This window comes from Oculatella sp. LEGE 06141 (assembly GCF_015207605.1).
Classification (GTDB): domain Bacteria; phylum Cyanobacteriota; class Cyanobacteriia; order Elainellales; family Elainellaceae; genus Oculatella.
Window position 1 is genome coordinate 22,464 of sequence record NZ_JADEWO010000028.1, and the last position, 15,917, is coordinate 38,380.

A 15,917-nucleotide genomic window follows, 5' to 3' on the forward strand; every position below is an offset into this window, starting at 1 on the left:
CATTCTTAGCCCATGCACATTCGCCGTCGTCCTCCTAATCCTGCGGTCAACGTTAGCAGTTTGCGCTACCAGGTTCGTGTTCCCGATGCCGAACCCCGACATATCTTAGAGGAAATTGTTTGGCAGAAAGAGACGGAAGTGGCTCAATGGCGAGAACGATTGTCTCTGCAAGAGTTACAGCGGCAGGTTGCGGCTGTGGCTGCGCCCCGCGACTTTGTTCAAGCCTTGCGAAATGCCAAAACTCAGCCAGCTCTCATTGCCGAGGTCAAAAAAGCATCTCCTAGCAAGGGGGTGATTCGAGCCGAGTTTGACCCCGTTGCGATCGCCCAATCCTATGAGCAGGGGAAAGCAGCCTGTATTTCAGTGCTGACCGATCGCCAGTTTTTTCAAGGCAGTTTTGAGTATCTTGAAGACGTTCGGGCTGCCGTTGACGTACCGCTGTTGTGTAAAGATTTTCTCATTTACCCCTACCAGATCTATCTAGCTCGTAAGCATGGAGCCGATGCCGTTCTGCTGATTGCAGCGATTCTCTCCGACAAGGACTTGCAATACTTTGTCAAGATTGCGACTGCGTTGGGTATGGCAACGCTAATTGAAGTGCATACTTTAGAAGAACTCGATCGCGTTTTGGCGATTCAGGGGGCAAGCTTGATCGGCATTAACAATCGCAATCTGCAAGACTTTTCGGTTGATCTGCAAACCAGTTGCCAACTTCTAGCGGCACGGAGCGATCGCCTTCACGAAAAAGGAGTTCTAGTAGTGAGCGAGTCGGGCTTGCACACATCGGCTGATTTGCATCTGGTTCACCAGGCGGGTGCATCTGCCGTTTTGATTGGTGAATCGCTGATGCGACAGCCGAATCCAGGGGAAGCGATCGCCGATCTGTTTACAGAATCCCCCTTGTGAGTGAGCTGATACCGATTTAATGTTTCCTTAAATTACACTGGTCATTGAGTATCACTATTTGAGCGGCATGGACCCAATACCTCTTCCCTCTCACATTCACTATGAGTTGCTCCTGCAATTGTTGGAGCGGCAAACAATGTCTGCGATCGGTCATGGTTCTCGTACTCAAGAGCAAGTACACGAACTCATCTCTACGCTACGCAAAGCGCTGAGTCAGCAAAAACAACTGGAGGAAAGATGTCGGCGGGCAAATTTACCGATTGATTACCGTTGGTCGCTCAACACAACCAAGCTCAACGACACAAATTCGAAGGATTCAGTGTTGCAGTAGCGTAAAGTAACCTGGCATCACCTGCCCAACCGCAGGCCGTGCAACACGAACAGGGACTGTCCATCCAACTCAAATCACAGGTGTTCACGTAGACACACGGTTAACAACTCTTCAAAATTAAATCACGATTCAGCGTACAGCAGAGCGGTGAGGTAGAGATAGGTCTACCTCCTGCTTTCTTTGAAATTGAGCGGCACAGGCTGAATCATCCCGCTATGACAACGCTCCTACAAACGTTGTACATCTATGCAGCAACGCCGATCTTTAGTTTATCGCTGCTATCGAACGATGTAGAAAGCTAATATGCGATTCTGGATCTTAGGCCAATCAACATACGACTTTGTGCAGGTAGGAGAGTTCGATGGACGATAAATTAATGCTGATGATTCCTGGCCCAACTCCTGTGCCAGAGCAGGTTTTGCTAGCTTTAGCAAAGCATCCGATTGGTCACCGTAGCGGTGAGTTTAGTCAGATCATGGCAGAGGTGACGGAGGGGCTAAAGTGGCTACATCAGACCCAGAACGATGTGCTGGTTTTAACGGCTAGCGGCACGGGAGCGATGGAAGCGGGCATCATTAATTTTTTGAGTCCCGGCGATCGCGTTTTGGTAGGCAGCAACGGCAAATTTGGCGATCGCTGGGCCAAGGTGTGCGAAGCCTACGGACTCAATGTTGAGCGAATTACAGCCGAATGGGGGAAACCGCTCGACCCTGAGCAGTTTCGTACCCAGTTGGAAGCGGATACAGAGCAGCAGATTAAGGCGGTTATTATCACCCATAGCGAGACTTCTACAGGCGTGTTGAATGACCTGGAAACCGTCAACCGTTATGTGAAAGCGCATGGCAAAGCGTTAATGATAGTCGATGCGGTGACGAGTTTGGGTGCAGCCAACGTACCTATGGATGAATGGCAGCTCGATGTGGTAGCCTCTGGCTCGCAGAAAGGGTTTATGATTCCCCCCGGTTTAGGCTTTGTGGCGGTTAGTCCTAAGGCGTGGGATGCCTATGCCAGCGCCAAGCTGCCTCGTTTTTACCTTGATTTGGGCAAATATCGTAAGGAAGCAGCCAAAAACAGCACGCCGTTCACTCCGCCTGTGAACCTGGTGTTTGCGCTGCAAGCGGCTTTACGTATGATGCGGGCAGAAGGCTTAGAGAACATCTTTGCCCGTCACCAGCGACAGAAGAACGCGACCCGTGCCGCGATCGCCGCTATGGGTTTACCCCTGTTTGCGGCTGATCAGGCAGCCAGTCCTGCCATTACTGCTGTAGCACCCGTTGGAGTCGAGGCAGAGCAAATCCGTTCTATTCTCAAGAAGCGGTTTGATATCATCCTGGCCGGCGGACAAGACCACCTGAAAGGCAAGATTTTTAGAATTGGGCATTTGGGGTTTGTCAGCGATCGCGACATTCTAACGGCGATCGGGGCGATTGAAACAGCCCTGCAAGATGTAGGGTACGAGGGATGCACACCGGGAGCCGGGATCGCGGCGGCTGGAAAGGTCTTTGCCAACCAGCACTAAAGTAGGCTGATCGTCTTGGCTTGTGCAATCGTGCATGGCTTTTCCTGATCCATCTCTACTAAAAGCAGAAGAGCGAGTCAAGAATTGACTCGCTCTTCTGCTTTTAGTAGTCGTGATTTGTAGTAATGGGCTGTATGTAACCGATGGTGTAAGGCACGAATTAGCTTATTCATCGTAAGAGCAGCACCGTAGTGCAGACGACTCAACATCAACTTCTGCGCCAACTGCATTCAAGTTTGGGCTGTTTCTAACCAATCGAAAATGCGATCGAGTTGTTCTAGAGTTACTAAACCGTATTGCCACAAAATCATGGGCAGAGGGCCAGGGTCTTGTTCCCGGTGTCGCAGGGCGATCGCGATCGATGAAGACGATAGAGCCAAATCCTCCTGCAAAAACTGAATAAATCGAGAATAGGTTGTGGGTGTCATGTAAATTCACCTCCTCTTGGTTGATTCCCCATTGTGAATAACAGCATTTGTAAATCTACACCTTAAGAGCCAGTCTTTGATCTGTCCCATTGTTGGGCAACGCGTTTGGCGGTCTGCCCCCGATTACTGTAGTCTTAGCGAGTTTACTGGCTCTGCTACTCAAATTTGTGGCTTGTTGCAAATCTTTGCCGAATTATGGCCAAAATTTGACGATAACTTGATATTGCAACCTGAATAGCGCCAAACAGTTACAGAAATGGTTCACAGACCTCGCCACCCTGTTTTGACGCACTTACATGACGCCAACGGCTGAGTCCTGTAATTGCGCCAAACTCTAACCAATCCAAACTGAGCTTGAAGGATTATAGATGATTGCTGTAGACCATAGAATACGCTTTTTATCCCAAGTTGCACCGTCCGGGAGAGTACTCTACTTTGCTGCTGAAACCTGACCAGAACTCGCAAGATTACGTATATTCTTCAGGTTTTAAGTCAAGAACTACACTTTTTGTTTTAACCTGGCTTGTGGCGCGATCGCGTTTTGCTGGTTCAGCTCAGTAGTGATGCTAGCCTCCAGGTCTACAAAGCTGGTTGGATGGGTGGAAGTGCTGACTCTAAAAAACGGATGGTAATTCGATCGCCCACCTGTAGCCCCAGTTCTGCGGCACGACCGCCGCGCAGCTCAATCACCTGGTTCACTGCTTCGCTAGGGCCGTAGGTCGGGCAAGTAGGCGTAGTGCAGGGAGGGGCACTGGCTGCGATCGCCTTCACTTCGCCATCTTGAATGAACACCATATCCAACGGCACTGGCACATTTCGCATCCAGAATCGCACGGCACGAGGCGGATCAACCGGAAACAACATGCCACGATCGGCAGGTAAGGGAGGACGATACATTAACCCCATTGCCTGCTGTTGTGGTGTCCCTGCAACCTCAAGCTGAATCCGTTCCCCGGCTATTTCTGCCTCTGCTCCAATCGGTAATTGCTGTCCCTGATTTGTCTGAGCAACCTCTGTTTGGGCTGGGGTTGGGGCTGGCTCCACAGTGCTACCTGCTTCTGAAGACGCAGTGGGCGACGTACATCCGAGCAGCAGCACGCTTAATCCAAGGTTGAGGCAACAGAGCCAGCGGCGATCGGTCAAGATATGGTGTTGGAGAAGTGCTGCCATAGGATGCGAGTCGTGCGGGTGCGATGATTCTGGTAGATTGACTCAGTTTGCCATAGAGCAGTTCCGTTAATCATCCGTCAATCAAAGGAGATTGGTTACAACCGTAGCGTACTTGAAGTCAGCTACCGCCCGGTTCGCAGTCCCGATCGCCGCACCAGGGCATCTGCTGTTACCGCCAACAGCAACACGCCACCCTGAACCATACTTTTGATGCTCTGATCCTGGTTGAGTAAATCTAAGCCGTTGTCGAGGCTGCCAATGACTAAGGCACCGAGGACAACCGCCCAAACCGAACCCCGCCCACCAAACAAACTGACTCCACCAATGACCGCTGCCGCGATCGCGTTCAGCAGCAGGGTAGAACTGACCTGGGTAGCAACCGCAGTGCTGCGCGAGGTCAGCATGATTCCAGCCAGCGCCGCCAGAGTGGAGGCCATTACAAAAACAGTCAGCTTCATGCCGACTACATTAATTCCTGCCCGTCTTGCCGCTTCTGCATTGCCGCCCACTGCATACAGGTGTCGTCCGAAGGTGGTTTTGCGGAGCAGGAGCCAGAAGATTACCACGAGTCCTAGTGAAATTAGCACCGCTTGAGGCACACCTTGATAGGACTGGAACAGGTAAACGACAATTACCGTAATCGCCAGAACACACCCTAGCTGAATAGCCGTTTGGAGCGACGATCTCAGAGGTAAACCGGCTTGCGATCGCCGTTTCCGCTCGTACCATACCCCCAGGCCATACAGCCCTACCAATAGGAAGGGGATGACCCAGCCCAGCCAGGGGGCGAGAAAGGTTGGTGCCAATGACCGAATTGTGTCATCTCGAACAATCAGCGTTGTTTGCCGCCCCATTACCAGCAGCAGGAACCCGGCATATCCAATAGAACCCGCCAGGGTAACAATAAAAGACGGTACCCGCAGCACCGCCACAAAGAACCCGTTGATTAGTCCAATCACGGCACCCGCCACCAGCCCTAAGAGAATTGCCAGCCAGGGATTCCAGTTCTGGTAAACCGAGACAACTGCCATGATGGCTGCACAGGCCTGTGCTACTGCCGCCAGACTCAGGTCAATTTCGCCCAGCAGCAGCACCAGCACCGCAGCGACGCTAAGAATGCTGATGACCACAATCTGCTGAGTCAGGTTGGAGAGGTTACGAGCCTGGAGGAAAACGCCGCTAGTCGTAACTTGAAAGTAAATAGTAATCAGCGCCAGCGTGAGAATAACGGGAATGAATCCCAAATCTCCCCGCATAAACGAGCGGAGGTTGAACCGAACGGTCGTTGGAGCCTGAGACGGGCTTCCTTCCGCACCGAGTTGAGGTGCGATCGCCTGTTCTTCACTGCTGGGATGAGCATCGTTATCTAAACTTTTCATGGTTGCTTATCTCCTGATTCGCGCAAACACCATCACACGTCTTCATTGACTTTTACAGTTGCGCCCGTGATGGCAGCAACCACCTGTTCTGAACTAGTTTTGCGGGTCTCGAAGGAGGCAATTCGCTGCCCCAACCGCATCACAATAATTCGGTCGGTCACTTCGAAGACATCATGCAAGTTGTGGGAAATGACCACCACTGCCAGCCCCCGTTCTCGCAGGCGGCGAATCAGATTTAAGACTTGGTGGGTTTGAGCCACTCCCAACGCTGCCGTTGGCTCGTCTAACAGCACTACCTTGGGCTGGCGCAAGATGGTTTTGGCTACGGCAATACACTGGCGTTGACCGCCCGACAGTGAAGCAACGGGCGATCGCACCGACGGAATTTTGACATCCAGCGTTTTAAGCACTTCAATGGTTTGGCGCTCCATCTCTGTTTCATCCAGTACCCGCAGCACGCCTGGAATCAGCACTCGATGGGCTTCACGCCCCAACCAGAGATTGGCAACCACATCCAGGTTGTCGCAAAGCGCTAAGTCCTGATAAACCGTTTCAATGCCCAGCCGGGTCGAATCTTGGGGGCTGCTGATAGTAACCGGATCGCCATCGACTAACACCTCCCCTTCGTCGGGTACATAGGCACCCGACATCGTCTTGATCAGGGTTGATTTTCCGGCTCCGTTATCGCCGACCAACCCGACAACTTCACCCCCATAGACCTCAAAATCCACGTTTTTGAGGGCACGAACCCCCCCAAACGACTTACAAATGTTGCGAAGCTGAAGCCGGGGCACGCGATCGCCGCTGGCTAAGTCCGCTTGTGCGATCGAAACTGAACGATCTGTCATTGCACACTAATCTCCTGTGCGTGTGTGAGTGGCCAAGGCCGAACGCTTGATGTTGCCGCCAGAGAGGGAGTGAGAGGGAAGGTGCAGTGTCTCCCTCTCACTCCCTTTCATTAGCCTTGCTATGGGCAAACGTTGCCTGCTCCCGCAGGAAGCCCCTGACAGATTTCTTCCTGGCTCAGAAACCCGTCTGCAATGATGGTGTCTTTGACGTTGGTTTGATCAACGACCACCGGAGTCGCCAAAACAGACGGAATGTCTTCGCCAGTCGCTACTTTCGTTGTGCTGTTCACAATGCTGCTGGTATCTTCACCTTTGCTGAGGGCGGCAACGAGTTGAGCGGTGGCACGGGCTTCTTCAATGATGGGTTTATAGATCGTCATGGCCTGATCGCCCGTTAGAATGTTTTGCACACCGGTTAGGGTAGAGTCTTGCCCGGTAACCAGCACTTTGCCATCCATTCCCTGTGCTCGCAGTGCAGCAATTACGGTGTTGGCCATGCCGTCATTGGCGACATAGGCAATCTGAACGTTGTTCTCTTCTTTAGTCAGCACGCCTTCCATCAAGGACTGCGCTCTGGCGTTATCCCAGTTGGGAGTGTATTGGTCATACACCAAGTTGAGGTCGCCGCTGTCGATTAGCGGCTGCAATTTGCTAACCGCTCCTTCACGGAACAGCAGCGCGTTGTTGTCGGTTTGGGAGCCATTGATCATAACCAGATTGGCTCCTTTGGTGAGGCCGAAGTTGCCCTGCTCGAACTGATCCACAATGTATTGACCTTGCAGTTCGCCGACGCGTTTGTTGTCAAAGGAAACATAGTAGGCCAGGTCTGGATCTTGAATCAGGCGATCGTACGCAATGACGGGAACCCCGCTATTTTTTGCCTGCTGCACAATTACAGAAGCTTTTTCGCTGTCGTTTGGCCCAACCACCAGAATGCACGCCCCTTTTGTTAAGGCAGCATCCGCCTGGTTTTGTTGGGTGTCTGCGTTGTTATTAGCGTTGGCGTATTGAATCGTGACTCCCGGCAGGGCGGCTTTAATTTCTTGCTCTAGTAAGGGGCGATCGTACGCTTCATAGCGTGCCGATGAATCCGACTCAGGCAGCAAGACACCAACGTTGTTACATCCTTGAGCCGCACTATATTCGGATTCTGAAGTGCTGGCGGCATTATTGGGATTAGTGCCACCGTTGTTGGTACAGGCGGCTAAAACAAGCAACCCCAGTAACGGCACGCTGCGTCGAATGGTTTGACCGAAAATAGACATAAAACTAACTCCTCCAGGGTGTTATTCGTCGCGTTAATGGTGTGTATTGATCAAGGAGAGAGCTAAGCGTTTGACACGCCTTACTCAGGAAGCAGAAGAGCTTTAATTTTCAACGGCAATAGCGTTCGGAAATAGCATTGTTGTATTCAACCGAATTGAACACTGTTGTGCCCGTTTGAAGAGCTAGAACACTAGTTTTGTCGTCACTAAAAAGTCTATTACTGCAAGACATTCAGGATGCGATCGTTCTCCTTCTGGTCAAACCAACCCAAAAGAGCAACCCATACTGTTGTTGCATCACCTTCGTGAAGGGATGCCGAAAAGCAAGCAAAATACCGCCAAGCTATCTTCTACTTGACGCTCTCAACCCTTAGCAGGTATTGCTTTGAACCAGGAGAACACGACAAGTACCGAACGCTTTAATAACCAGCGAACCGGATAGAACCGAGTGATTCCTGGCTAAGTTGCCAGGGGAATTGCTGATAAGCCAGTTTGCCTGGTCAACAATAACTGTGAGGAGTAACTAACTTGCAGTTAAGTATTAGAAAACTACAGCGTTTGCTGCGAAATAAAGTGACGTTCTTTTAATCTTTGTAAGAGCACCAATGATGAGCCTGGTGCTATTTGATTTTAAAAACCTGTATTTTCTAATACTCTAACCAGTATGGAATATGGGCTTAAGGATACAAAACGTTGTCTATCAAAAATGTCTCTTTAAACCTTCCTTATGGAGACTCCTTATGAGACTAAACAGTTGCTTTTCTACTTTTGCAGATTTAATCGATTCGTGTGTTTTGTGTGTAATAAAATGTAATGGGTATTACAAAAAATAAAACCAATCGAGGCGCGATTGGTTTGACTATCCACCGTCGTGATGTTCCAGTTTTGTGACCTTTGCCCGGCAGGGTTAGCGATCGCACTGCACACCACCCTGATTCTGAAACCTCAAGGAGACGATTGAGGCCGCTGGGTGGCGATCGCCAGCCGTGCTCCTGGAATGGCACGAATGCGATCCATCACAGCCACCACACGCCCATGAGCCACTTCGGTATCGGCATTAATGACCACAACGGGTTGTTCACCTGCCGTAATTTGCTGCTGCACCTGGGCTTCCAGGGCATTAATCTCGATCGACTGGCGGTTAAGAGACAAATTGCCGCTGCGATCGATCGTAACGACCAACTGGCTTTGAGGTTGGCTTTCCGTGGTGATCGCCCCCGGAAGATTGACAGGCAACCCCTCGGAACGGGTTAGGAACAGGGTGGACATAATAAAAAACGTCAAAATAGCAAAGATCACATCGATCATGGGCAGGATGTTGATCTGAAATGACGGTTCTGGCTCATCAGGTAGACGCATAGGGCATTCCTCCTCGCTGCTCATAGCGGCGGCGATACAGCAACTCTAATTGTCCACCGTATTCTTGAATCAGCGCTATTTGCCGCAAATAGAGTCCTCGAAAGGTGTTGGCAAACAGCAGCGTAAAAATTGCCACAATTAAGCCCGTCGCCGTTGAAATCAGCGCTTCGCTAATGCCAGCCGTGACCCCTGCGGTTTCGCTACCGCCCAAGTCACCAATTCGCAGAGAAGAGAAGGAGTTGATCAAGCCCAAGATCGTGCCAAGTAGCCCAAGCAGCGGCGCAACGCTGATCACCGTTTCAAAGACTGTGTTAAACCGCTTGAGCAACGGCAATTCTGCCTGAGCTGCACTTTCGAGTGCCAATCGAAATTCATCTGGAGTGGCTTGATCCAGTTCCAGTGCCGCCAAAAAAATGCGTGCGATCGGCAAATGTACGTTTTGCTCCAGTTTTTGAAAGGCGGCTTTAGCGCTACGCCTGTAGAGTGCCAATACTTCTCGTACTACCCGGTCTTGCTGCCGTCCGACCCGAAGCCAAAACATAACTCGCTCTAAAATCAGCGCCATGGCTAGGATTGAAAGCCCTAAGAGTGGCCACATGACCACTCCGCCTAAGTCAAACAACCTGCTAATTGGCATGCTTCTCCTCAAAAGGGTCGGTTAGGAAGTACCTGGAAAATGATCAATTTGGGCATACCCACTGAAAACAAGTTTGTTGCCGTGAGTTTCTAGCCGATTGATTCGCATCATGACCCCATCCAGGTCAAAACGATCCAGGTCAACCATATTATCCAAAATTTCGGCAAACGCATGGGTCAAAATTTCAGATAACCCTCGCACTGATTCGGGCACGTCCTCCGCTTCAAACTGAGGCTGGCTAAAAGAGATCCGCCGTCGCTTCAGCACGGCCAACACAGACGTCATGCTAATGGGTACATCGTTCTGGTTGGGCAAGTCGGTTTTGGCGGTGATTTTCACCTTGTTGTCCGGCAAGAGCTGCACCTGCACATTGCGGAACGAAAGAGGTTCGCCCCCCGACAGGTTTGTCACCGACTCCATATCGACGTTTTGCAGCCGCTTTTGCACCAATTCTGCCTTGAAGGATTGGTTGATGGCATCTTCGGTTAATACCACCTGGGCTACCGCCTGAGTCGGTTGCTTCAGGCGAATTTGACCGCCAAACACAGAGCCAACGTCGATCGCCACAGCGTCCGTTTCGAACGTCATTTCATCGACTTCAAATTGCCGCCGAATCACTAGACCACGACCGCTCATCTTGAAGCTGTCAATGCTGCCTTGCAACAGCTTGCTAGATGGGTAGCAACGAATGTCCACCTCTACCGCATCGCTGCGGCTGAACAGGTGTCGGATAGATTGGCTGGCTGCTGCGTTGAGCATGCGCTCTCCGAAGTCTGTGCCAGAACGGTTCGCTGAACCCGTAAGACCACCAAACATGCAATCTCTCGCTTACTGGAGTTCTCCATCCTTTGTAACAAAACGTGAAGAAATCAGCAATACAGGTCTGCTTCTTGCAACGTTAAGTTAATTTTATTGGAGATTTATGAAATCTGTATTCAAATCTATCCTTTGGAAGACGATCGCATCTGTAAACCGTAAAGCCGATCGCCACCCATAAAGCGGCATCAAATGCGGTAGTCAGTGGTGCCCTTCGTCTGGTTGGCGACCTGTGTTCATGCTCCCACAGGTATGATGCCAGTCCGAAAAATTGCTAAATGCCTCCCATGTCAATGCTTTGGGGCAGGTCTTAGATTGTGCCATAGGTTGCGCCGCGATCGCCTACTCGTCCATCACCGGACCGGAGCAGAACCGGCAGAACGGGGAATGAGGATGGCGATCGCGGTTGGGTAAGGGCAGGTAGGGGCAAGAAACCATGCAGCCGAGATTTGCGCCAGTTTCCACCACAGATTCGGCAGACATGCTGTTCAAGCAAGGCTGAAGGCACTACTCTAGATAGGAGGGCAATCTGGATGCCCTTGCTTCTGTATGATGCAGTAAAGGCATGATGCAGAAAGTCTAGCCTCAATTCTTAAACCCTGACTTGGACGCGGAGTGTGCCGAAAGCTGGCATTATCTACAACGATATCAAGCCTGTTGCTTGTCGTGTCGCTGATGAGTTGAAAGACAAGCTGACAGCGTGCGGATGGGATGTCTGCCTTGCAACTGGCGTAGGCGGAATCCTTGGCTATTCCCAACCCGATCGCCCCCTTTGCCATACCCCCATCACCCAGCTTGCCCCACCTGGGTTTGATCAGGATATGGGGTTTGCGATCGTTCTGGGTGGAGATGGAACTGTACTGTCGGCCTTTCGTCAGATTGCGCCCTGGAACATTCCGCTGTTGACGGTTAACACCGGGCATATGGGGTTTTTGACGGAAACGTACATCAATCAACTGCCCCACGCCATTGAGAGGTTGACCACCGAAAACTACGAGATCGAAGAGCGAGCCATGCTCTCGGTACAGGTTTTTCGGGGAGATGAAGATGCTTTAGTGTGGGAAGCACTGTGCCTGAATGAGATGGTGCTGCACCGAGAACCGCTAACCAGCATGTGCCACTTTGAGATTGAAGTCGGCAAACATGCCCCGGTTGATATTGCGGCAGATGGGGTGATTGTTTCTACGCCAACTGGCTCGACAGCGTATTCTCTCTCGGCTGGCGGGCCAGTGATTGCACCGGGCGTATCAGTGCTACAGCTTGTGCCTATCTGCCCTCATTCGCTGGCATCCCGTGCCCTGGTTTTTGCAGACAGTGAACCCGTTACCATTTATCCAGCCAACCCCAGTCGATTAGTGATGGTAGTGGACGGCAACGCCGGGTGTTATGTGTTGCCCGATGACCGAGTGCGCGTGTTGCGATCGCCCTACTCTGCTCGGTTTATTCGGCTGCGTGACAATGAGTTTTTTCATGTGCTGCGCGAGAAACTGGGTTGGGGGCTGCCCCACATTGCTAAACCTACCTCGGTTGAACTGCCCTAGAGTCAGCCTTTAAGTTGCCCCCAGATCGAGCCAGGCTATATTGGGCTAAAAAATGCTACAACAAAGTATTAATGCTCAGGTAGGTCATATGAATGCCGTTGCCCTTGATCCCAGTCCCCGGGTGTTAGTAGTGGAAACCGATGAAGTGCTGGCTCAGCATGTCAGCATGGACTTACGAGAATCAGGGTATGAAACGGCGATCGCGTACGACGCTCCCAGCGGTCTACACCAGGCTGAAGAATTTAGACCATCGCTGATCGTCATTGATCGGATGCTATCGGGAGAGTCAGGTTTATGGTTATGCACCCATCTTCGGGCGAGCGGGGCGCGGGTGCCGGTGTTGCTGTTGATGGCACGCGACCATGTAGACGATCGCGTAGCCTGCCTTGAAGCAGGTGCCGATGACTATTTTTTAAAGCCCTACCGTACCGACGACTTTTTGAAGCTAGTTCGGCTATATTTGCAGCCCGATACCGTTAGCACTGAACAGTTGCGGTTTGCCGATTTAGCGCTGGATTTGGCAACCCGACGGGCGTTTCGCAACGAACGGGCAATTGACCTCACCATGAAGGAATTCGAGCTGCTGAAATACTTGATGGAGCATCCCCGTGAAGTATTAACCCGCGAACAAATTCTGGAGAACGTTTGGGGTTACGACTTCATGGGCGAATCAAACGTGATTGAAGTGTACATTCGTTACCTGCGGCTCAAGATTGAAGATGAGGGCGAAAAGCGCTTAATCCAAACCGTACGCGGAGTGGGTTACGTGCTGCGAGAAACATAACGCTACACTGCTGGCTATGGGGCTGCCGCCTCTGGGCTGCCCCTCTACTGATGAGCCTCATTACCAGACAGCAGAGTATTCAGGTCGGCCAAAACCTCCGCATCCAACGCGCCTGCCACGGTCAGCTCAATCTGGCGATCGCTATCGCTAGCTTCTCCCACACTCAACCGCAGACAGAGATGGTTTTCGGGGCGATACGGGAGCCGCTCGGCCCACTCGATCGCCATAATGCCCGGTGGATACTCCACTCCCTCCCAGTACAGCTCGGGCTGGAGAGCAGCCACTTCTGATGTATTCAGGCGATAGAGGTCAAGGTGATAGAGCGGAACCCGACCCTCTACATATTCGTTAATCAGCGTAAAGCTGGGGCTAACGATGGGATCGGTAATGCCTAACCCGTGGCCGATTCCCTGTACCAGGGTTGTTTTGCCGCTGCCTAAGTTCCCCTCCAGCAGCAGGGTGGTACCCGCCGATAGCGATCGCCCCAGGATAGTTCCCAGAGCATGAGTTGCGGCAGCGTTGGGTAATAAATGACGAATGGATGGTATCCCGACAGGCATAAAGCGGTTTGCCAGTGCATCTGCTCTTATCACTAGCATAAATCTAGCCACTGTGATGATTGGGGCGATCACGCCCATGAAAAAGAGGCGCAGCTTCCTACGCCCCCTGTCACACTGTTTCTATTTAGAGAGGTACTCAATTAAGACAAAACAGCACCTTTATTCAGCGAAACGCATCAGGTTGAGGTGATAAACCCTGAAGTTGGATTCGCTAGTGTAATGGCGACAGGCTAGTTGTCGTAAACCCGACACTCGTCTGCATCAGGGTTATCGTCGCAGTATTGTTGCAGGGACGTTTTAGGTGTTCCCTTGGTGCGCTGGTGGGCTGCTTCGGCTTGCAGTTCCTCAACTGCATCCCAGGCTGCTGCACATTCAGCAGAAGCCTCGCCGCCAACTTCACAAGCTGCACGAGCTTGCTCCCGCTCTTGTTCAATTTGATCTTGGATATTGCTCATGGATATTATTGTTTTTACGTCCACTAAGGTACAGGATACTCCTATCTTAGGGTAGCTTAGTCAATTGCTTTCCTAAATCACCCAACAGATGGTTTCTTGAAGGCAACTACATCCTCTTCCACTAAGGCATAAAGCAGGGATTTTGAAACCAAACTAAACCTTATTTTTAGAATTTGGTTCTTCCCCTGATCTTAGAGGTACAAAGTTACTTACACTTGATCTTAGCGTGTACCTGCTCGTCCGCTTGTGAGCCATGCTACTGAATAAGCGTTGCCCAATCAAATGGATGACGCGTCTTGTATGAGCGGCTTTTCTTATCAACAGACTGTTTTTGATTTTGCCTGTTTGGCGATCGCATGCAGGTAGCTTATCGATCTCAAACTCGTCATCAAACCGATCGTTAAAGATTAATTATTTTAATCATTTATATAATAGAAACAAATTGATTGGCCTGTTTAAGAAACCTCAACCATTCTGTTGTTTGGAAAGTCCGTTTTCTGGCTGGCTTTAATCGATTTTGAAGGTGTAGCAAGCGAATAACGGTATGTTCAGATTCGTCTCAAAAACGTGCTGCTGAGGCGGTGAACTGGCGAAAATAGCAGCAGTGGGGTGTTTTGAGTTCCTTTAGCGACCGAAACTTTCGAAGGAAATGTCATCATGGCAGAACTGGCAGCAGATCAAATGAAGTGGGCAACGGCTCTCTCCACTCGTCCTTCTTTAGAGTCCGCCATTGCTGAGGTGGTTGAGCAGGCGCAGCAGCGTTTACAGGCTCCGGCAGACTTAGCGCTGGTCTTCATTTCGTCCGCCTTTACCAGCGAGTATTCTCGCCTGATGCCATTACTGGCAGAAAAGCTGAAGGTACCTGCCCTGATTGGTTGTAGCGGTGGTGGTGTAGTGGGCACCAATCAGCTAGGGCAGACGGAAGAGGTGGAGGGAACAGCCGCCATCAGTCTCAGTTTGGCGCACTTACCGGGGGCTAGGGTAACCGCATTTCATGTAACAGCAGACCGCCTGCCGGATCTGGATAGCCCTCCCAACCTGTGGGTCGATTTAATTGGAGTGCCACCCGAAGACCAGCCTCAGTTCATTCTGTTGGCCGATCCATTTTCCTCGGGTGTCAACGATTTGCTTCAGGGGCTAGATTTTGCTTACCGGGGAGCCATCAAAATTGGCGGGTTAGCCAGTGCTGCTTCAGTTTCGAGCCGCAGCAGTTTATTTTGCAACTATCAGCAATTTCAGGAAGGAGCCGTGGGGGTTGCTCTAAGCGGCAATATTACGCTGGAGGCGATCGTGGCTCAGGGGTGCCGGCCAATTGGCCCCCTTTATCGAGTGGTTGAGGGCGAACGGAATATCATCCTGAAGCTAGAAGAAGAAGCCGAGAACGATCGGGGCACCTGTGGTGTTGGTCAGATTCCGTTGGAGCTGCTTCAGGGGTTATTTGAAACGTTGAGTGAAGAGGATCGCGTCTTAGCCCAGCACTCACTATTCATTGGAATTGCGCGCAACGAATTCAAACAAGTTTTAGAGCAGGGCGATTTCTTGATCCGCAACTTGCTTGGGGTCGATCCGAAATTAGGAGCGATCGCCATTGGTGATCGGGTGCGACCCGGTCAGCGTGTCCAGTTTCACCTGCGCGATGCTCAGGCTTCAGCCGAAGATTTAGAATCCCTGTTAGCGCGGTATCAGCGGCAAGCAGACGGCGAAACGGCATCGTCTGTGGGAGCGTTGATGTTTGCGTGCGTTGGGCGGGGGGAAGGGCTATACGGTGAAGCCAATTTTGACTCGCAGCTATTTAACCGCTATGTGCCAAATATTCCCCTCAGCGGGTTCTTTTGCGGGGGCGAAATTGGGCCAGTCGGAGATGCTACCTTTTTGCACGGCTATACCTCTGTGTTTGGCATCTGCCGCCAGCCCTAGGC

At 51.3% G+C, this 15,917-nt stretch carries 17 protein-coding genes; 6 read left to right on the top strand and 11 right to left on the bottom strand.

The window, feature by feature from the left end:
- The first annotated feature begins 12 nt into the window (after positions 1-12).
- From trpC to IQ268_RS18360, 3 genes are all read left to right on the top strand, one after another.
- Positions 13-906, top strand: a complete 894-nt coding sequence (gene trpC / locus IQ268_RS18350; protein WP_193882184.1) for an indole-3-glycerol phosphate synthase TrpC — start codon at positions 13-15, stop codon at positions 904-906.
- 67 nt (positions 907-973) lie between these two features.
- On the top strand, positions 974-1,237 hold the full coding sequence (locus tag IQ268_RS18355) for a DUF5340 domain-containing protein (RefSeq protein ID WP_193882187.1): 264 nt from the start codon (positions 974-976) through the stop codon (positions 1,235-1,237).
- A 361-nt stretch (positions 1,238-1,598) separates the two neighbouring features.
- Positions 1,599-2,756: an alanine--glyoxylate aminotransferase family protein gene (locus tag IQ268_RS18360; RefSeq protein WP_193882189.1), complete on the top strand. Its 1,158-nt coding sequence runs from the start codon at positions 1,599-1,601 to the stop codon at positions 2,754-2,756.
- A 230-nt stretch (positions 2,757-2,986) separates the two neighbouring features.
- On the opposite strand, the gene IQ268_RS18365 is transcribed toward IQ268_RS18360, so the two are convergent.
- From IQ268_RS18365 to IQ268_RS18405, 9 genes are all read right to left on the bottom strand, one after another.
- Positions 2,987-3,184 (bottom strand): DUF2949 domain-containing protein, encoded by a 198-nt coding sequence (locus tag IQ268_RS18365; RefSeq protein WP_193882191.1) that lies wholly within the window; start codon positions 3,182-3,184, stop codon positions 2,987-2,989.
- 579 nt (positions 3,185-3,763) lie between these two features.
- Positions 3,764-4,354 (bottom strand): DUF192 domain-containing protein, encoded by a 591-nt coding sequence (locus tag IQ268_RS18370; protein WP_193882193.1) that lies wholly within the window; start codon positions 4,352-4,354, stop codon positions 3,764-3,766.
- Between the two features lie 122 nt (positions 4,355-4,476).
- Positions 4,477-5,733 carry a sugar ABC transporter permease gene (locus IQ268_RS18375; protein ID WP_228035495.1) on the bottom strand — a complete coding sequence of 419 codons (1,257 nt, stop codon included), beginning with the start codon at positions 5,731-5,733 and terminating at the stop codon, positions 4,477-4,479.
- Between the two features lie 32 nt (positions 5,734-5,765).
- Complete coding sequence (locus tag IQ268_RS18380) at positions 5,766-6,581, bottom strand: ATP-binding cassette domain-containing protein (protein WP_193882195.1); 816 nt, start codon at positions 6,579-6,581, stop codon at positions 5,766-5,768.
- 119 nt (positions 6,582-6,700) lie between these two features.
- Positions 6,701-7,846, bottom strand: a complete 1,146-nt coding sequence (locus IQ268_RS18385) for a sugar ABC transporter substrate-binding protein (protein WP_193882197.1) — start codon at positions 7,844-7,846, stop codon at positions 6,701-6,703.
- A 945-nt stretch (positions 7,847-8,791) separates the two neighbouring features.
- Positions 8,792-9,205, bottom strand: coding sequence for a biopolymer transporter ExbD (locus tag IQ268_RS18390; protein ID WP_193882198.1), 414 nt, complete (start codon positions 9,203-9,205; stop codon positions 8,792-8,794).
- Positions 9,192-9,842, bottom strand: a complete 651-nt coding sequence (locus IQ268_RS18395; protein ID WP_193882199.1) for a MotA/TolQ/ExbB proton channel family protein — start codon at positions 9,840-9,842, stop codon at positions 9,192-9,194. Before IQ268_RS18395 ends, IQ268_RS18390 begins: the two co-directional genes overlap by 14 nt.
- A gap of 21 nt (positions 9,843-9,863) precedes the next feature.
- Positions 9,864-10,658: a DUF2993 domain-containing protein gene (locus IQ268_RS18400; RefSeq protein ID WP_193882200.1), complete on the bottom strand. Its 795-nt coding sequence runs from the start codon at positions 10,656-10,658 to the stop codon at positions 9,864-9,866.
- Between the two features lie 310 nt (positions 10,659-10,968).
- A complete protein-coding gene (locus IQ268_RS18405) occupies positions 10,969-11,166 on the bottom strand; it encodes a hypothetical protein (RefSeq protein WP_193882201.1) in 198 nt (65 codons plus the stop codon).
- Positions 11,167-11,275: 109 nt separating this feature from the next.
- Between IQ268_RS18405 and IQ268_RS18410 the strand changes: the two genes are divergently transcribed.
- Positions 11,276-12,199: an NAD(+) kinase gene (locus IQ268_RS18410; RefSeq protein ID WP_193882203.1), complete on the top strand. Its 924-nt coding sequence runs from the start codon at positions 11,276-11,278 to the stop codon at positions 12,197-12,199.
- 88 nt (positions 12,200-12,287) lie between these two features.
- Positions 12,288-12,983: a response regulator transcription factor NblR gene (gene nblR, locus IQ268_RS18415; RefSeq protein ID WP_193882334.1), complete on the top strand. Its 696-nt coding sequence runs from the start codon at positions 12,288-12,290 to the stop codon at positions 12,981-12,983.
- Between the two features lie 44 nt (positions 12,984-13,027).
- Here nblR and tsaE read toward each other — a convergent pair whose 3' ends face one another.
- On the bottom strand, positions 13,028-13,543 hold the full coding sequence (tsaE, locus tag IQ268_RS18420) for a tRNA (adenosine(37)-N6)-threonylcarbamoyltransferase complex ATPase subunit type 1 TsaE (RefSeq protein ID WP_370584680.1): 516 nt from the start codon (positions 13,541-13,543) through the stop codon (positions 13,028-13,030).
- 230 nt (positions 13,544-13,773) lie between these two features.
- Positions 13,774-13,998, bottom strand: coding sequence for a Calvin cycle protein CP12 (locus tag IQ268_RS18425; protein WP_193882209.1), 225 nt, complete (start codon positions 13,996-13,998; stop codon positions 13,774-13,776).
- A 657-nt stretch (positions 13,999-14,655) separates the two neighbouring features.
- On the opposite strand from IQ268_RS18425, the gene IQ268_RS18430 reads away from it, so the two are divergent.
- Positions 14,656-15,915, top strand: a complete 1,260-nt coding sequence (locus tag IQ268_RS18430) for an FIST N-terminal domain-containing protein (protein ID WP_193882212.1) — start codon at positions 14,656-14,658, stop codon at positions 15,913-15,915.
- The last annotated feature ends 2 nt before the right edge of the window (positions 15,916-15,917 follow it).